At 62.3% G+C, this 15,316-nt stretch carries 17 protein-coding genes; 10 read left to right on the forward strand and 7 right to left on the reverse strand.

The window, feature by feature from the left end; translation table 11 throughout:
- Positions 1-73: 73 nt before the first annotated feature.
- Positions 74-754 carry a hypothetical protein gene (locus ACZ89F_RS12570; protein WP_476092191.1) on the forward strand — a complete coding sequence of 227 codons (681 nt, stop codon included), beginning with the start codon at positions 74-76 and terminating at the stop codon, positions 752-754.
- 55 nt (positions 755-809) lie between these two features.
- On the opposite strand, the gene ACZ89F_RS12575 is transcribed toward ACZ89F_RS12570, so the two are convergent.
- The 3 genes from ACZ89F_RS12575 to folE all read right to left on the reverse strand — a co-directional run bounded on the left by ACZ89F_RS12575 (position 810) and on the right by folE (position 3,072).
- Positions 810-1,781, reverse strand: a complete 972-nt coding sequence (locus ACZ89F_RS12575; RefSeq protein WP_476092192.1) for a patatin family protein — start codon at positions 1,779-1,781, stop codon at positions 810-812.
- Between the two features lie 84 nt (positions 1,782-1,865).
- Positions 1,866-2,324: a phosphoribosyl-AMP cyclohydrolase gene (gene hisI, locus ACZ89F_RS12580; RefSeq protein ID WP_476097273.1), complete on the reverse strand. Its 459-nt coding sequence runs from the start codon at positions 2,322-2,324 to the stop codon at positions 1,866-1,868.
- Between the two features lie 112 nt (positions 2,325-2,436).
- The gene (gene folE / locus ACZ89F_RS12585) at positions 2,437-3,072 is read right to left on the reverse strand and encodes a GTP cyclohydrolase I FolE (RefSeq protein ID WP_109671533.1); all 636 of its coding nucleotides are present in this window, start codon (positions 3,070-3,072) and stop codon (positions 2,437-2,439) included.
- Between the two features lie 241 nt (positions 3,073-3,313).
- On the opposite strand from folE, the gene ACZ89F_RS12590 reads away from it, so the two are divergent.
- Entirely contained in the window at positions 3,314-3,760 is a 447-nt protein-coding gene (locus ACZ89F_RS12590) for an iron-sulfur cluster assembly scaffold protein (RefSeq protein WP_476092193.1), read from the forward strand.
- Between the two features lie 17 nt (positions 3,761-3,777).
- Here the strand turns inward: ACZ89F_RS12590 and ACZ89F_RS12595 are convergent, their stop codons facing one another.
- The gene (locus ACZ89F_RS12595; RefSeq protein ID WP_476092194.1) at positions 3,778-4,683 is read right to left on the reverse strand and encodes a LysR substrate-binding domain-containing protein; all 906 of its coding nucleotides are present in this window, start codon (positions 4,681-4,683) and stop codon (positions 3,778-3,780) included.
- Positions 4,684-4,774: 91 nt separating this feature from the next.
- On the opposite strand from ACZ89F_RS12595, the gene ACZ89F_RS12600 reads away from it, so the two are divergent.
- The 5 genes from ACZ89F_RS12600 to ACZ89F_RS12620 all read left to right on the forward strand — a co-directional run bounded on the left by ACZ89F_RS12600 (position 4,775) and on the right by ACZ89F_RS12620 (position 9,537).
- The gene (locus ACZ89F_RS12600) at positions 4,775-4,933 is read left to right on the forward strand and encodes a hypothetical protein (protein WP_109671530.1); all 159 of its coding nucleotides are present in this window, start codon (positions 4,775-4,777) and stop codon (positions 4,931-4,933) included.
- A 79-nt stretch (positions 4,934-5,012) separates the two neighbouring features.
- Positions 5,013-5,387 (forward strand): membrane protein insertion efficiency factor YidD, encoded by a 375-nt coding sequence (gene yidD, locus ACZ89F_RS12605; protein ID WP_476092195.1) that lies wholly within the window; start codon positions 5,013-5,015, stop codon positions 5,385-5,387.
- Between the two features lie 144 nt (positions 5,388-5,531).
- Complete coding sequence (blaOXA, locus tag ACZ89F_RS12610; protein ID WP_476092196.1) at positions 5,532-6,359, forward strand: class D beta-lactamase; 828 nt, start codon at positions 5,532-5,534, stop codon at positions 6,357-6,359.
- Between the two features lie 177 nt (positions 6,360-6,536).
- A complete protein-coding gene (thrS, locus tag ACZ89F_RS12615) occupies positions 6,537-8,513 on the forward strand; it encodes a threonine--tRNA ligase (RefSeq protein ID WP_476092197.1) in 1,977 nt (658 codons plus the stop codon).
- An 85-nt stretch (positions 8,514-8,598) separates the two neighbouring features.
- A complete protein-coding gene (locus ACZ89F_RS12620; protein WP_476092198.1) occupies positions 8,599-9,537 on the forward strand; it encodes a lysophospholipid acyltransferase family protein in 939 nt (312 codons plus the stop codon).
- Positions 9,538-9,561: 24 nt separating this feature from the next.
- On the opposite strand, the gene ACZ89F_RS12625 is transcribed toward ACZ89F_RS12620, so the two are convergent.
- Positions 9,562-10,524: a hypothetical protein gene (locus ACZ89F_RS12625; RefSeq protein WP_476092199.1), complete on the reverse strand. Its 963-nt coding sequence runs from the start codon at positions 10,522-10,524 to the stop codon at positions 9,562-9,564.
- Positions 10,525-10,680: 156 nt separating this feature from the next.
- Here ACZ89F_RS12625 and ACZ89F_RS12630 point away from each other — a divergent pair, with 156 nt between their 5' ends.
- The 3 genes from ACZ89F_RS12630 (at position 10,681) to ACZ89F_RS12640 (ending at position 13,931) form a co-directional block, all read left to right on the forward strand.
- Positions 10,681-11,265, forward strand: coding sequence for a nitroreductase family protein (locus ACZ89F_RS12630; protein WP_476092200.1), 585 nt, complete (start codon positions 10,681-10,683; stop codon positions 11,263-11,265).
- The gene (locus ACZ89F_RS12635) at positions 11,266-11,874 is read left to right on the forward strand and encodes a flavin reductase family protein (RefSeq protein WP_476092201.1); all 609 of its coding nucleotides are present in this window, start codon (positions 11,266-11,268) and stop codon (positions 11,872-11,874) included.
- A 155-nt stretch (positions 11,875-12,029) separates the two neighbouring features.
- Positions 12,030-13,931 carry a CASTOR/POLLUX-related putative ion channel gene (locus ACZ89F_RS12640; protein WP_476092202.1) on the forward strand — a complete coding sequence of 634 codons (1,902 nt, stop codon included), beginning with the start codon at positions 12,030-12,032 and terminating at the stop codon, positions 13,929-13,931.
- A 2-nt stretch (positions 13,932-13,933) separates the two neighbouring features.
- On the opposite strand, the gene ACZ89F_RS12645 is transcribed toward ACZ89F_RS12640, so the two are convergent.
- Complete coding sequence (locus tag ACZ89F_RS12645) at positions 13,934-14,815, reverse strand: HpcH/HpaI aldolase/citrate lyase family protein (protein ID WP_476092203.1); 882 nt, start codon at positions 14,813-14,815, stop codon at positions 13,934-13,936.
- A gap of 3 nt (positions 14,816-14,818) precedes the next feature.
- On the reverse strand, positions 14,819-15,313 hold the full coding sequence (locus tag ACZ89F_RS12650) for a MaoC family dehydratase (protein ID WP_476092204.1): 495 nt from the start codon (positions 15,311-15,313) through the stop codon (positions 14,819-14,821).
- Between the last annotated feature and the right edge of the window lie 3 nt (positions 15,314-15,316).

A 15,316-nucleotide genomic window follows, 5' to 3' on the forward strand; every position in this document is an offset into this window, starting at 1 on the left:
CCGACTGTCCGGTGCGGCCGAGGGACTTAGAATGTGCTCCGGGACGTGGACCACCATGTGAAGGAGTAAGACGATGCCCGAGAAACAAGTGTTTCTATACGCCCAAGCGGAGATCTCGATAACCAGAATGAGTTCCGACGGGCCTGGTGACGAAGACGTCAACACCAAGGGAGGTCGGCGGACCGTCGTCACCGTCAAGACCGATATGCCCGCTCCGGCGGCAGGAGGTCGAGAAATACAAGTATACGTGGACTACACCATCAGTGAGGGTTCGAAGGACTACACCCACCTGAGTGCCCGCGCGGTTGCCACGATCCAATTGGACAACGGTATGACCTTCAATTCACTCGGAGCGGGTTTCAGGCAAGCGGACTACTCGGAGTCGATAGGTGGTGAAAACCATGATTGGATCGATATTTCGACCAGGCCGGGCATTGCAGGTTCGGTGCTGTCCTGGTGCCAAATCAAAATCGATGGCAAGGGCGACGACATTCGAGGAAACGCCCAATTGATAGCCCATCTTTCCGTGCCGTTGGTGGCGAATGTCTGGATCGAGAATCCGGCCAGTGGCGGAGAGACTTCGGAGGGCACCGGTATGCTCGGACCACTCACCGTGTCCGATGTTCAACGCCTACCAGGCGCGCAAGTTGAACGGTTTCTCGACATGATCAAGGGAAAACACCAGGCCAAGGTCGATGTAAAGATTTTGCCAAGTCCCCGGGCTGCAAAGTCTCGGATCAAAGACCCCGTCTAACTGCGACAGGCGCGAGATGCCGGTCCGCACTGGGCTGTCATCTCGCAGCCTAAGACTAAGCCAAAACGGACTGCAGCCGGGTCAACTCACCGATCTGGGCCATCGTCGCCTGATAGCCGAGGTTGATCGCCTCGTCGGCGCGGTGGAACTCGGTCAGGCCGATATGGCTGAGCTTCGGCTGTAGCGACATATCGGGCGGGTCACCGGCAAGCCTGGCGCGCGAAATGCGGTCCTGAATGATGTTGAAGGCCTCGACCATGACGCCGGTGATGCCGAGCCGCGTCTGATGCGACTGGTGTTCGGCGTCGACCTGGCCGGGCCTCGGCGCGTCCTTTTCGATGACCAGTTCGCCGGCGCTGTGTTTTATCACCGCGGCGCGCCCGAACAGGTCGTAGTGAAGGTTGACCGCCACCACGAGCGGCTGCTCATAGGCGCGGCAGACCGAAACCGGCACCGGGTTGACCAGGGCGCCGTCGACCAGCACGCGGCCGTTGCAATTCACCGGCTCGAACACGCCGGGCAGCGCGTAGGAAGCGCGCATGGCGGTGATCAGCGAGCCACTCGACAGCCAGATTTCGTGGCCGGTGCGGATTTCCGACGTGACTGCGACGAACGGCTTGGCCAGGTCCTCGAAACGAATACCGGCCATGTGCTCGCGCAGCCGGGCGTCAAGCTTCATGCCGCCGAACAGGCCGCTGCCGCGCAGGTTGAGATCGAGCAGGCCGAAGATGCGTCGCTTGGTCAGGCTGCGGGCGAATTCTTCCAGTTCGTCCAGTTTGCCGGCGAGATAGCAGCCGCCGACCAGCGCGCCGATCGAGGTGCCGGCGATCATCGACACTTCGATACCGGCTTCGTCGAGCGCGCGCAGCACGCCGATATGCGCCCAGCCGCGGGCGCAACCGCCGCCCAAGGCGAGGGAAATGCCTGTTTTCTTCGGAGGTTTCGTTTCGGACGCGCCGCCTGACGAGGACAGGCCATTGGCCTCCCTGACATCTGATCTGTTACGCAATGACGCCCACTCGAGCATCATAATCTCCCTTGTCCCACTCCCCTTCTACAGGAAGTACGTTTGAGAATAGTGAACATGAGTGGTTTGTGAATATTGAATGGTTCACAAAGGCTTCCGATACGTGTTTTCCGCATCGAACAGCGGTTTGCTGCCGTCGTCAGCAAGCGTCCCCTTGCCATCGACCAGCCCCACCGTCCGATAAAAGCATGAACGCCGACCGGTGTGACAGGTTGCGTCGTGGCCCAACACTTTGACGCGCAGCCACAATGCATCCTGGTCGCAATCGGTCCGCATCTCGACAACATGCTGGAAATTGCCTGATGTTTCGCCCTTTTTCCAAAGCGCGTTGCGGGAGCGCGACCAGTAGTGGGCGATGCCTGTCTCCAGCGTCAGCGCCAGCGCCTGCGCATTCATGTGCGCAACCATCAACAACATGCCGTCCTGGGCGTCGGTGACGACGACAGTGACGAGACCGGCAGCGTCGAAGCGCGGTGAAAACACCGCGCCTTCCTCGAGCGTTTTCTTGTCTGACGGAGCTTTCGGGAATTCCAGTGCCAACATCGCCGGTCTATTTTCCTGTTTGACCATGATCTCTGGGCAAACGGCTTCCGTTTGTCCGAGAAAACCGGTTTCCACTTTTCGGGATCATGGCCCAGCGAAGTCGGTGGGGCTATCAGACCCCACCGCCGCGCACCATGGTGACGAAACGGACCTGCTCTTCGGGCGTGTCCTTGAAGACACCGGTGAAGGTCGAGGTCAGTGTGGTTGAACCCTGCTTGCGGATGCCGCGCATGGCCATGCACATGTGCTCGGCCTCGATCATAACGGCGACGCCGCGCGGATTGAGCACGTCCTGGATGACGCCGGCGATCTGCGCCGTCAGGGCCTCCTGCGTCTGCAGGCGGTGGGCGAAGATGTCGACGACACGCGCGATCTTGGACAAGCCGACAACCTTGCCGTCCGGCAGATAGCCGACATGCGCCTTGCCGATGATCGGCACCATGTGGTGCTCACAATGCGAATGGAAGGTTATGTCCTTGACGATGACCAGGTCATCGTAGCCGGCGACCTCCTCAAAGGTGCGGCCGAGTTCTTCGGCCGGGCACATGTCGTAGCCACCGAACATTTCGCGATAGGCCTTGGCCACGCGCTTGGGCGTGTCGATCAGCCCTTCGCGGTCCGGATTGTCGCCGGTCCAGCGCAAAAGCGTGCGCACGGCGGCCTCGACTTCGGCTTCGCTCGGCCGGTCGGTAACCGGCTTCTCCATATAGGCTGACTGGGGCATGAGTTTCTTGATGACGGCATCCATAAAAAGGCGTCTCCCGTAGTCCCTCTCGGTGGAGGAACGAGTTGAACGGACCACGACCTTTCGGTGTCGGAAACTCGCCCCGTTTCCAGCCCCGCAAGTGGCGTGAACTTCCCGGCAAGGACACTGACTTTCGTTGTCTTGTCGATACCGGACTGCCAGCATTATATATGGTCATGATGAGCGAAAGGAAGACACGACAGCGGCAATCGCTGTTCGCTTGGCGGCGACGGATTGGAAAATTATGATAAACGACGTCTACAATGCGAAAATTCTCGGTTTTGCCGGAAACATCGCCCGCATCGGCCGCCTCGATCATCCCGACGCGACCGCCAAGGCGCATTCCAAGCTGTGCGGCTCGACCGTCACCGTCGACCTCAAGATGCGCGATGGCGTGGTTACGGACTTTGCCCATGACGTGAAGGCCTGCGCGCTCGGCCAGGCGTCATCCTCGATCATGGCGCAGCATGTCGTCGGCGCGAGCGCCGAGGAATTGCGCGCGGTGCGCGACACCATGCTGAAGATGCTGAAGGAAAATGGCGCCCCGCCGGACGGCCGCTTCGCCGACTTGAAGTATCTGGAGCCGGTGCGCGACTACAAGGCCCGTCATGCCTCAACCATGCTGACTTTCGATGCCGTGGTCGACGCGATCGGCCAGATCGAGAAGAGGCGCGCCGAAGAAGCGGCCTGAGGGCCGATAACCGACCGTTACAGAGCACGTCTGCTTTCGGCAAATTCGCCGCGTACCCAGTCGGCGAACGCGGCGGCAGGTTCAGAAAGATCGCGCAAGCTTCTGGCCACCAGCCAGTAGGCGCCGGATGCGACGTCGATGTCGAACGGCTTGACCAGCATGCCGGATTTGATTTCCCCGCCGATCTGCAAGAGATCGCCAAGCGCCACGCCATGTCCGAGCAGGGCGGCCTGCTTTGAAAGCGACGCGTCCGCCAGCATCGGACCGCGCGCGGGCACGGCGTCGGCTGGCACGCCAGCTGCTTCGAACCAGCGCGCCCAGCCCTGACGGTTCTCCTCATGCAAAAGTGTATAGCGACCAAGATCGATCGGCCTCTCGAGGGCAGGGCCAGAAGCTAGCAGCGCCGGCGACAGAACCGGCGAATCGACTGTCGAGGCAAGCCGCTCAGCCTGGCTGCGCGGCCACGAGGTAGCATGTGCGCTGAAGCGCAAGGCGAGTTCGGGCTGATCGCTGCGGAACTCGATCAGCCTTGGGTCGACTTCGAGAGAGACGTCGATATCGGGCCGCAATTGGCGAAATCGATTGAGCCGGGGCACCAGCCACACGGATGCAAGCGACGGCTCGACACTGACGCGAACCACGGACTGCATCGGCGTCGCCACCAGTTCCCCAAGCAAGGTGTCGATGGCGTCGAAACTTCTAACGAGCTGATCCAGCAGACGCTGACCTGCATCCGTCAGCTCGACGCGGCGATGGTGACGTTCGAACAGGGGTTGTCGCAGAAAGATTTCGAGCTCGCGGATCTGCCGGCTGATCGCCGCCTGCGAGACGAAAAGCTCCTCGGCGGCCCTGCTGAAGCTCAGATGTCGGCCAGCCGCCTCGAAGCTTCTCAATGCCGTCAGCGGCAAGCGTCCGCGCTTCATTCGCATAACCCAGGATTATCCGAAGTGGAAATTATACTCGTTTGAAGGCGAAGGCCAGCGGCGGTCTAATCGCGTCAAAGGAGATACGACCATGATCCAGTTCCTGAGCATCTTCGGCGATGTCATGCGGATCGCGACGTTCCAATGGCGTAACGAAAGACAGCATGGAAAGCGCGGCGAAGAGCCGGCCAGCCCCGGCTGCTGGACGCCTTCGGTCGACAGGCAGCCGTTTCGCCGTTCCCGCCCATGACGACAGGCAGACAGGCGGGGATTGCGTTCTTCCGCCGAAGCCCACATCTATCGAGCTGGAACGTGATACGGAGACCGCGGTGGATCCGCATGGGCATGCCCATATTGCCAAACCGTCGGGGCGCGGCCGCAACTGGCCCGGCCCGTGGCGCAAGACGCCCGGCCGTCTGCTCGGTACGTCGCTCGTTCGCCTTTATCAGCTGACGCTGTCCGGCTTTGTCGGCAATTCCTGCCGGCATCTGCCGACCTGTTCGGAGTATGCGCATGAGGCGATCGCCCGCCATGGCTTGTGGGCCGGCGGCTGGATGGGGTTTTTCCGCGTGCTGCGCTGCGGGCCATTCGGCACGCACGGCATCGACCGCGTGCCGGAAGCCTTGGCGGAGCGCTACGTCTGGTTCATGCCTTGGCGATACTGGCGGATCGGCAGCAAGCGCGGCGAAGCGCAGGGCTTATAGCGCCGGTCATCTCCCGGCGGCACTGCGCGTTTACGATCTGGTAGGGTTAACGCAAGCCTGCACAAAGACTGCGCATTTGAGACAAAATCGAGACAAGAGACCTCGCTAAGCCGCTCGCGAACCCCCTTCTGGAGCGAGCAGAAAATGCGCAATTTCGACCGTCTTCCCTTCATCTTTGCCGGAATCCTGTTCCTGCTCGCATGGCTGCTGGGATTTCCGTTGCGCGCGCAATCGGCGCCGCTGAAGGACGTCGAATGCACGGTGATCGCTGACGCGGCGAGCGGCAAGACGCTCTACCAAGATGGGGTTTGCGACCAGAGGTTCAGCCCGGCTTCGACGTTCAAGGTGCCGCTGTCGCTGATCGGTTATGACAGCGGGATCCTGAACGACGAGCACACGCCGAGCTGGGATTACAAGCCTGAATTCAACGCGGTGAAGCGGGATCAGAAGACAGTTGACCCGGTGGTCTGGGAGCGGGATTCGATCCTGTGGTTCTCCCGGGAAATCACCCGCCGGCTCGGGCAGCAGAGTTTTGCCGGCTACGTCTCGAAATTCGACTACGGCAACGCCGATGTTTCCGGCAACCCCGGCAAGAATGATGGTCTCACCCAGTCCTGGGTGAATTCCTCGCTCAAGATCACGCCGGTCGAACAGGTCGATTTCCTGCGCAAGCTGCTGGACCGCAAGCTGCCTGTCTCGGCCAAGGCCTACGACATGACATCGGCCATCATCCCGACCTTCCAGGCCGGAGGCTGGACGGTGCAAGGCAAGACCGGCAGCACCAGGCTGCGCAACGACGCCGACAAGGTCCAGGACAAGCGCTCGCTCGGCTGGTTCGTCGGCTGGGCGAACAAGGATGGCCGCCAGATCGTCTTTGCGCGGCTTGTCGTCGACACCAACCGCACCGATATGCCGAAGGGCCTCAAGACCCGGGCCGCGTTCCTGAAGGATCTGCCGCTGCTCATCAAATGAAGGCCTGACACCTGAGCCGGGCTTTACGGCGGCGGAATCTGTCCATAAAAGACAGCCGCCGCCGGACGCATCCGGCTTTTCCCTATGCATGTCCTAACCCCAAAACCGCCATACACTTTTGGGCGACATGCATTTTAACCACCCGCGCTCGTTTGCGGGACTGGATAGGAGATACACATGCTGAATTCCGTTTCCCTGACATTTCCCGATGGCTCCGTGCGCGAATACGACGCGGCGATGACCGGTGCTGGCCTGGCCGAATCGATTTCGAAGTCCCTGGCCAAGAAGGCCGTCGCCTACGCCATCGACGGGACCGTGCGCGACCTCAGTGACCCGCTGGGTAAGTCCGGCAAGGTCGAGATCGTCACCCGCGATGATCCGCGCGCGCTGGAACTGATCCGCCACGACACAGCACACGTGCTGGCGGAAGCCGTGCAGGAGATATGGCCGGGAACGCAGGTGACCATCGGGCCGGTGATCGAGAACGGGTTCTACTACGACTTTGCCCGCAACGAGCCGTTCACGCCTGACGATTTTCCGGTGATCGAGAAGAAGATGCGCGAAATCATTGCGCGCAACAAGCCGTTCACCAAAGAGGTCTGGTCGCGCGACAAGGCGAAAAAAGTGTTTGCCGACAAGGGCGAACGCTACAAGCTGGAGCTGATCGACGCCATTCCCGAGGATCAGGACCTCAAGATCTATGCGCAAGGCGACTGGTTCGATCTTTGCCGTGGCCCGCACATGGCCTCGACCGGGCAGATCGGCAACGCCTTCAAACTGATGAAGGTAGCCGGCGCCTATTGGCGTGGTGACTCGAACAACCCGATGCTGACCCGCATCTACGGCACGGCCTGGGCCGACCAGGCGCAGCTCGAAGCCTACCAGACGATGCTGGAGGAGGCCGAGAAGCGCGACCACAGGAAGATCGGCCGCGAGATGGACCTGTTCCATTTCCAGGAAGAGGGGCCGGGCGTCGTCTTCTGGCACGCCAAGGGCTGGAAGATGTTCCAGAACCTGGTCAACTACATGCGCCGCCGCCTCGATGAGCAGGGCTATCAGGAAGTCAACGCACCGCAGGTTCTCGACAAGAGCCTGTGGGAGACGTCAGGCCACTGGGGTTGGTATCGCGACGCCATGTTCAAGGTGACGGTCGCCGGCGACGACACCGATGACGACCGCGTCTTCGCGCTGAAGCCGATGAACTGTCCGGGCCATGTGCAGATATTCAAGCATGGGTTGAAGTCCTATCGCGATCTACCCGTAAAGCTTGCAGAATTCGGCAATGTGCACCGTTACGAGCCGTCCGGAGCACTGCACGGGCTGATGCGCGTGCGCGGCTTCACGCAGGACGATGCGCACATCTTCTGCACCGAGGAACAGCTGGCAGCGGAATGCCTGCGCATCAACGATTTGATCCTGTCGACCTATGCCGATTTCGGTTTTGAAGAAGTCAGCGTCAAGCTGTCGACACGGCCGGACAAGCGCGTCGGCACCGACGAGGCGTGGGACCACGCCGAGGCAATCATGGGCAACGTGCTGGAGACGATCAGGGCAAGGTCCGGCAATCGGATCAAGACCTCGATCAATCCGGGCGAGGGCGCCTTCTACGGGCCGAAATTCGAGTATGTGCTCAAGGATGCTATCGGCCGCGAATGGCAGTGTGGCACGACGCAGGTCGACTTCAACCTGCCGGAACGCTTTGGCGCCTTCTATATCGGCTCGGATTCCGAGAAGAAGCAGCCTGTGATGGTGCACCGCGCCATCTGCGGTTCGATGGAGCGCTTCCTCGGCATCCTGATCGAGCACTACTCCGGCCATTTCCCGCTGTGGTTCGCGCCGCTGCAGGTGGTGGTGGCGACGATCACGTCCGACGCCGACGGCTATGCGACCGAGGTGGTGGCACGGCTGAAGGCCGCAGGGCTGTTGGCGGAAGCGGATCTGCGCAACGAGAAGATCAACTACAAGGTCCGCGAGCACTCTCTGGCCAAGGTTCCGGTCATCCTCGTCTGCGGCAAGCGTGAGGCGGAGGAGCAGACGGTCAACATGCGCCGGCTGGGCTCACGCGACCAGGAATCGCTTGGCCTCGACCAGGCGATCGCGCAGTTGACCGAAGAGGCTGTTACACCCGACCGCAGGCGCAAACGCGCGGCCTGATCGGCATAGTTCCAGACGACATGGCGGTGGAGCGATCCACCGCCATTTTCATATCCCTGTCACGCCGACCTTGTAACGAGCCCCTATGCTCAAGCTGAAATTGCGCGAACGACCCTTTCCCGAGCTTTCCTATGCCAATCCGCGCCAGCCGGCGCTGACGCGCTGGTTCATTCATTCGGTTGAAGGCTTGTCGGGCCGCGACCGCTACACCGCGCTTTATGATTTCTGGCGCCGCCAGGTCGTGCCATCAGGCGAACGCGTGTTCGGCCGCATGCTCGACCTGATCGACGTCCGGGTGCGGACATCAGATCAATGGCCGCCAGCGCAATTGCCGGATACCCCGCTGGTGATCGTCGCCAATCATCCGTTCGGCATTGGTGACGGCATTGCCGTGCTGTCGCTGGTGGAGCAGCTCGGGCGGCCGTTCCGGGTGATGATCCACAAGGACTTGCTCAAGATCCGCGAGATGGAGCCTTACTCGCTGCCGATCGACTTTTCCGAGACCAAGGACGCGCTGAAGAACAACATGGCCGTGCGCCATGAAGCGGTGCGGCTGCTGAAAGAGGGCGTTACCATCGTGGTGTTTCCGGCCGGCGGCGTCGCCACCGCGCCGAAGGGCTTTGGCCGGGCGCGCGACTTGCCGTGGAAGATGTTTCCGGCCCGTCTCGTCCAGGACGCCAGGGCGTCGGTCATTCCGATGCATTTTTCCGGGCAGAACGGCAGGCTGTTCCATCTGGTCAGCGGGCCGATGAATATGGCAGAGCGTGACGGCCGGGTGGCCAAGTTCGTCGGCAAGGCCTCGCTGACATTGCGCACGTCGCTGCTCATCCACGAATTCGCGCGGCTGTCCGGCAAGGCGATCGAGGTGCGCGTCGGCGATGTGCTGAGCTGGAACGAGCTGGAGCCGTTGCGCGACCGCAGGGCGTTGCTCGACCGCCTCTATCGCGGCGTGTTCGACCTGGCGCCAGTCGTGGCGCGCCGCCGGCTTCCGTTCCTGCCGGCGCGGACCAAGATGGCAGCCTGAAAACAGGAAATCTGATGAGGAAGGTTAGTCCGCGCCTTCTTCAGGATCCATCGCCGCGGCCTCGGTGGCCAGGACCTCGATCTCCTGGTTCTGGCCGGCCACGACCGTAAAATCCTTCTGATAGATGCGGTCGCGATTCTTGGCGATGATGGTGTAGTCGCCCTCGGCCAGCACCATCGAGGCGAAGGCGCCGACGGTTTCCTTGATCGGATCACCGGATTCGTTGAGCAGCGACCAGGACGTATCGGCGATCGCCTCGCCACCGGTTTCGCGCACCAGCTTCATCGTGATCTCGGCGGCGTGGTGCTCGACGGTGGCTTCGGTCAGCTTGCCGGCCTCGACGCGGATGTCGGAGCGAATGACCGCGTTGACCGCGCCATAGGTCGAGACGACGTGATAGATGCCAGCGTTGAGCCGCACGACACTGTTGGGCTCGACATCGGGAATGATCAGTGCGCGGTCGCCATTGGCCTCGGCGGTGCCCTCGTAGATCGAAAAGCGCAGCTTCTTCGGCGGAATGCGCACGCCGCCGGACAGCACCGCGTCGAGCTTGAGGCCGCCGGCGTCGAGGACGAGGCTCTCACGCTTGGCGTCCTTGCCGACAGTGATGCGCTTGGTGGCGCCGGCCCGGCCGTAGGAGGCATGAACCAGATAGCTGCCAGGCTCGAGCTGGAAGACGGCGGTGCCGCCGTGGGCGGAGGCGACCATCGGCAATTTGCCGTTGACGGCTTCGGGCTTGAAGACCCGCCAGACGATGCCGCGCGTGATGTCGGCGCCCTTGTCGGTCAACTGGGCGGACAGTGTGATGGCGCCGCCTCCGCTCAGCGCCAGCGATGTCTCACCTTTCGGCGTCGCGTAGCTCGAAATTCCCGGAAGCTTCAGGTCGCTGACGCCGTCGACGTTCTGCGCCATGGCGAACGAAACCGGCGCCATGAACAGCAGGGCGCCGAGCCAGACCAGGAAAAGACGGACAGTCCCCTCAAACATGCCTTGCGTTGAAGCCCATGGCGGTGGCAATTTCAAGGCTTAAGAGTCCGGTCGACACGACTCTTCGTCCGGCGTATTCCGCGCCAATGCCCGAGCCGCCCGAATTCCCGATGGTGCGCTTCAGCTCAAAACAGAGTGTCTAGGAGACTTGCGCCCATGGCGTCGCCGATCATCGACTTCCTGCTGACCCGAAACTCCGCACCGATCCCTGATCTGAAGGAGCCGGCGCCGAGCGATGCGGAGATCGCGACGATGATCACTGCTGCCTCGCGGGTACCCGACCATGGGCGACTGGAGCCTTGGCGTTTCATCCTCTATCGTGGCGACGCTCGTATCGAGATCGGCAGGCAACTGGCGGCCCTTGCCGAGCAGCGGGAGGGCCCCTTGCCGGAGGGCCGTCGCAACCAGGAACTGGCTCGGTTTTCGCGTGCGCCGCTGGTGATCGGTGTCGTGTCTATCCCCAGGGAGAATCCCAAAATCCCGCAATGGGAAATGTTCCTCTCGGGCGGCATGGCGGCGATGAACCTGATGATTGCAGCCAACGCGCTGGGTTATGGCACCAACATGATCAGCAACTGGTATTCGGATGTGCCGGAGGGCAGGGCGCTGCTGGGGCTGGCGCCGCAGGAGCGGGTCATCGGCTTTATCCATATCGGCTCCTATGCCGGCCCGGCGCCGGAGCGGCCCCGGCCCGATCCGGCAAAGCTTTACGGCGATTATGCCGGGCCGTGGGCGGGCTGAATGTTCTACGAACCTTCAAAGGGCCACGGCCTGCCGCACGACCCTTCGAAGGCGATCGTGGCGCCGCGTCCGATCGGCTGGATTTCGACACTGAATAAGGCTGGTGAGGTCAACCTCGCGCCATACTCCTTCTTCAACGCCGTTTCGACGCGGCCGTTCATCGTCTGGTTCTCCTCCGAAGGCGAGAAGGACAGCGCCTCCTTTGCCCAGGAAACCGGTGAGTTCGTCGCCAATCTCGTCAGCCGCGATCTTGCGGAGAAGATGAACCGCACATCCGTCAGCGCACCGCGCGGCGTCAATGAGTTCGTCTATGCCGATCTTGCCATGGCGCCGTCGCGCCTGGTCGCGCCGCCGCGCGTGGCGGCAGCGCCGGCAGCGCTCGAATGCCGGGTGACGGAGATCTTTCGGCCAAAGGCTCTGGACGGATCGTCGACAAGTGCCGTCGTCGTCGCCGGTGAAGTGGTCGGCGTATACATCGACGACGCCTTCCTGAAGGACGGTCTGTTCGACATCACCAAAGCCGGCAATGTCGCCCGACTCGGCTATATGGACTATGCCAGCGTCGGCGAGGTGTTTTCGATGCGCCGGCCGCGCTGGGACAAGGACTAACCCTGGTTCGGTCGCCATCCGGCGCGTCGGCGGATTCCATGACCGTGAGCACGCGAAAGCGATTCCCCTTTATCTGAACACAGGCTAAGAGAGCGGCTTCGGCGATGCGTAGGGGTTGCGCATCGACCTTGGGGATATTGCGGGGCGCGGGCGACATGAAGAAACGAGACTCGCTGGGAACCCGGCTGCGCTATGGGTTCGACAAGAGCATGGCCGCCGGTCCGATCGCGCTGATCGGCTGGCTCGCCGTCGCTTCGCTGCTGATCATCATCGCCGCCGCGGCTTTCCTTGCCGTGACCCGCATCGCGCCGGAAGGCGGCGAGCCGCTGAACTTTGTCGAGGCGTTCTGGGAATCGCTGATGCGCACGCTCGATTCCGGCACGATGGGCGGTGACACAGGCTGGGCCTTCCGCCTCGTTATGCTCTTCGTCACGCTTGCGGGCATCTTCGTCGTGTCGGCCCTCATCGGCGTGCTCAGCGCCGGCGTCGACAGCAAGCTCGACGAACTGCGCAAAGGCCGTTCGCGGGTGCTGGAGACCGATCACACCATCATCCTCAACTGGTCGCCGTCGATCTTCGACGTCATCTCCGAACTCGTCATTGCCAATGCCAGCCGCCGCCGACCGCGCATCGTCGTCATGGCCAATATGGACAAGGTCGAGATGGAGGACGAGATCGCGGCCAAGGTTGGCAAACTGGGCAACACGCGCATCATCTGCCGCAGCGGCGACCCGACCGATCTCTATGATCTGGCCATCGTCAATCCGCAGACCTCGCGGTCGGTCATCGTGCTGTCGCCGGAGGGCGACGATCCGGATTCGCAGGTCATCAAGACGGTGCTGGCGCTGGTCAACGACCCGAGCCGGCGCACCGACCCTTACAACATCGCCGCCGAGATCCGCGATGGCAAGAACGCCGACGTCGCACGCGTCGTCGGCGGAACCGAGGTGCAACTCGTGCTGGCGGACCAGCTGATCTCGCGCATCGTCGTGCATTCGAGCCGGCAGTCGGGTCTCAGCGGCGTCTATTCGGAGCTGCTCGATTTCGACGGCTGTGAAATCTACACGACCGAGCAGCCGGGCCTCACCGGCAAGACCTTCGGCGAGGCGGTGATGGCATATGAGCACTGTACGCTGATCGGGCTTTGCGACCCCAGCGGGCGCGTCAATCTCAACCCGCCGTCGGAGCTGGTGATCGGCAAGGACATGCGCGCCATTATCATCGCCGAGGACGATGCCGCGATAAAGCTGGGAAGTGCCCGGGTCGAGACCAACGCGGCGGCGATCCTCGGTCCGCGACCCATCGAGGCGAAGCCGGAGCGCACGCTGATCCTCGGCTGGAACCGGCGCGGTCCGATCATCACCTATGAACTGTCGCGCTACGTCGCGCCTGGGTCGATCCTGACCATTGCCGCCAACACGCAGGGCCTCGAGCAGGAAGTTGCCGAACTGCCGGTCGTCGGCGACAATCTGGCGGTCTCCTGTCGCGTCACCGACACGTCGAGCAGCACCGCGCTGGCAAGCCTGGACGTGCCTTCCTACGACCACGTGCTCGTCCTCGGCTACAGCGAAACCATGGCAGCGCAACCCGCCGATACGCGCACGCTGGTGACGCTGCTGCATCTGCGCAAGATCGCGGATGATGCCGGCATGCATATCAGCATCGTCAGCGAGATGATCGACGTGCGCAACCGAGAGCTTGCGGCGGTGACCAAGGCCGACGATTTCGTCGTCAGCAACAGGCTGGTCAGCCTGATGCTGGCGCAGGCGTCCGAGAATCAGTACCTCGCCGCGATTTTCGATGACCTGCTCGACGAGAAGGGCTCTGAAATCTACATGCGTCCGGTCGGCGACTATGTCGCCATCGACCGGCCGTTAACCTTCTGGACGATAGCGGAATCGGCTCGGTTGCGCGGCGAGATCGCCATAGGGTACCGGCGCATCCGCGCCGGAGGGGCCGACCAGCGGGCGCTGGGCGGGGTCACCGTCAACCCGCTGAAGGCGGAGGCACTGGCCTATCTGCCGGAGGACCGGATCATCGTGCTGGCGCGGGACTGAGACTAAGCCGAAACACCTGCCGCCTTTGCCCGCGCCAGCAGTCGTTCAGCCAGCCGCAGATGCGGGCGGTCGTACATCTTGCCGTCGATGCCGACGACGCCGGGATTTCCCGCTGCCGCGAACGCGGCGACGATTGCCGCCGATTGTCTCACCGCCTCGCCCGACGGCGTGAAGGCGGCGTTGATGACCGACACCTGATCGGGGTGGATCGCCATCTTGCCGGTGAAGCCATCGCGCTCGGCTTCCATGCATTCCGCTTGGAAGGCCGCCATGTCGCGAAAATTCGGGAAGACGGTGTCGATCGCCGCGACCTCCGCCGCACCAGCGGCAAGTATTGTCATGGTGCGGGCGTGACGGAACACGTCCGTGTAGCGGCCATGTTCGTCGCGGGCCATGCGTGCGCCGATCGCCGCCGACAGGTCTTCCGCGCCCCAGGTGAGACCGGCAAGCCGCGCGCTCGTCCCGGCATAGGTCACCGCCGCCAGCACGCCTGCCGGCGTTTCGGTGATGATTGGCAGGATCTTGATCGCGCCGTCGGCCAGGCCGTTTTCAGCCTCGCGAACCCTGAGCTTTGCCGACAGGTGCTGCACATCCTGGCCGCTGTTCGACTTGGGCAGCATGATGCCGTCGGGCTTGGCTGAAACGAGTGCCGCCAGATCGTCATCCGTCAGCCCCGTCGACAGGTCGTTGACCCTGACATAGATCGCCGAGCTGGTTTGCACCCTGCGTTCGGCGATGAAGCGCGCCGCCACCTCGCGTGCCAGCGCCTTGTTGTGCGGCGCCACGGAATCTTCAAGATCGACGATGACCACGTCGGCGCCGGCACCAAAACCCTTTTCCAGCTTCCTCTCGGAATCGCCGGGGACGAACAGCAGCGAACGCATGCGTCAGATCGCCTTCTTCAGCATCATCGCTTGCCTGGTGCATTTGGCAACGAGATCGCCATGCTGGTTGTAGGCGCGATGCTCGAATTCGACGATGCCGCGATCGGGTTTCGATTTCGACTCCCGCACCGAGATGACTGTCGTCTCGACCCGGATGGTGTCGCCATGGAAAACGGGATGCGGAAACACGGTTTCCTTCATGCCGAGATTGGCCACCGTGGTGCCGACGGTGATGTCGTTGACTGAAATGCCGATCATCAGCCCGAGCGTGAACAGCGAATTGACCAGCGGCTTGCCCCATTCGCTCTTGGCGGCAAAGTCGAAGTCGATATGCAGCGGCTGCGGGTTCAGGGTCATCACTGAAAACAGCATGTTGTCGCTTTCGGTGACGGTCTTGCGCAGCGTGTGCTGGAAGACATGGCCGACGATGAACTCTTCGAGATAAAGTCCGGCCATTTTCTCTCTCCTCCGCTGTCTAACGGTTGATAGGCGCTGCAAATC

This window comes from Mesorhizobium sp. USDA 3734 (genome assembly GCF_056279665.1).

What these genes read in the sequence shown, in the direction of transcription:
- ACZ89F_RS12630 (WP_476092200.1), top strand. Translation starts at nt 10,681, where the DNA reads ATGGCGTCGCCGATCATCGACTTCCTGCTGACCCGAAACTCCGCACCG.
- ACZ89F_RS12570 (WP_476092191.1), top strand. Translation starts at nt 74, where the DNA reads ATGCCCGAGAAACAAGTGTTTCTATACGCCCAAGCGGAGATCTCGATA.
- hisI (WP_476097273.1), bottom strand. Translation starts at nt 2,324, where the DNA reads ATGTTGGCACTGGAATTCCCGAAAGCTCCGTCAGACAAGAAAACGCTC.
- ACZ89F_RS12635 (WP_476092201.1), top strand. Translation starts at nt 11,266, where the DNA reads ATGTTCTACGAACCTTCAAAGGGCCACGGCCTGCCGCACGACCCTTCG.
- ACZ89F_RS12645 (WP_476092203.1), bottom strand. Translation starts at nt 14,815, where the DNA reads ATGCGTTCGCTGCTGTTCGTCCCCGGCGATTCCGAGAGGAAGCTGGAA.
- thrS (WP_476092197.1), top strand. Translation starts at nt 6,537, where the DNA reads ATGCTGAATTCCGTTTCCCTGACATTTCCCGATGGCTCCGTGCGCGAA.
- blaOXA (WP_476092196.1), top strand. Translation starts at nt 5,532, where the DNA reads ATGCGCAATTTCGACCGTCTTCCCTTCATCTTTGCCGGAATCCTGTTC.
- ACZ89F_RS12640 (WP_476092202.1), top strand. Translation starts at nt 12,030, where the DNA reads ATGAAGAAACGAGACTCGCTGGGAACCCGGCTGCGCTATGGGTTCGAC.
- ACZ89F_RS12595 (WP_476092194.1), bottom strand. Translation starts at nt 4,683, where the DNA reads ATGAAGCGCGGACGCTTGCCGCTGACGGCATTGAGAAGCTTCGAGGCG.
- folE (WP_109671533.1), bottom strand. Translation starts at nt 3,072, where the DNA reads ATGGATGCCGTCATCAAGAAACTCATGCCCCAGTCAGCCTATATGGAG.
- ACZ89F_RS12575 (WP_476092192.1), bottom strand. Translation starts at nt 1,781, where the DNA reads ATGCTCGAGTGGGCGTCATTGCGTAACAGATCAGATGTCAGGGAGGCC.
- ACZ89F_RS12600 (WP_109671530.1), top strand. Translation starts at nt 4,775, where the DNA reads ATGATCCAGTTCCTGAGCATCTTCGGCGATGTCATGCGGATCGCGACG.
- ACZ89F_RS12625 (WP_476092199.1), bottom strand. Translation starts at nt 10,524, where the DNA reads ATGTTTGAGGGGACTGTCCGTCTTTTCCTGGTCTGGCTCGGCGCCCTG.
- ACZ89F_RS12620 (WP_476092198.1), top strand. Translation starts at nt 8,599, where the DNA reads ATGCTCAAGCTGAAATTGCGCGAACGACCCTTTCCCGAGCTTTCCTAT.
- ACZ89F_RS12590 (WP_476092193.1), top strand. Translation starts at nt 3,314, where the DNA reads ATGATAAACGACGTCTACAATGCGAAAATTCTCGGTTTTGCCGGAAAC.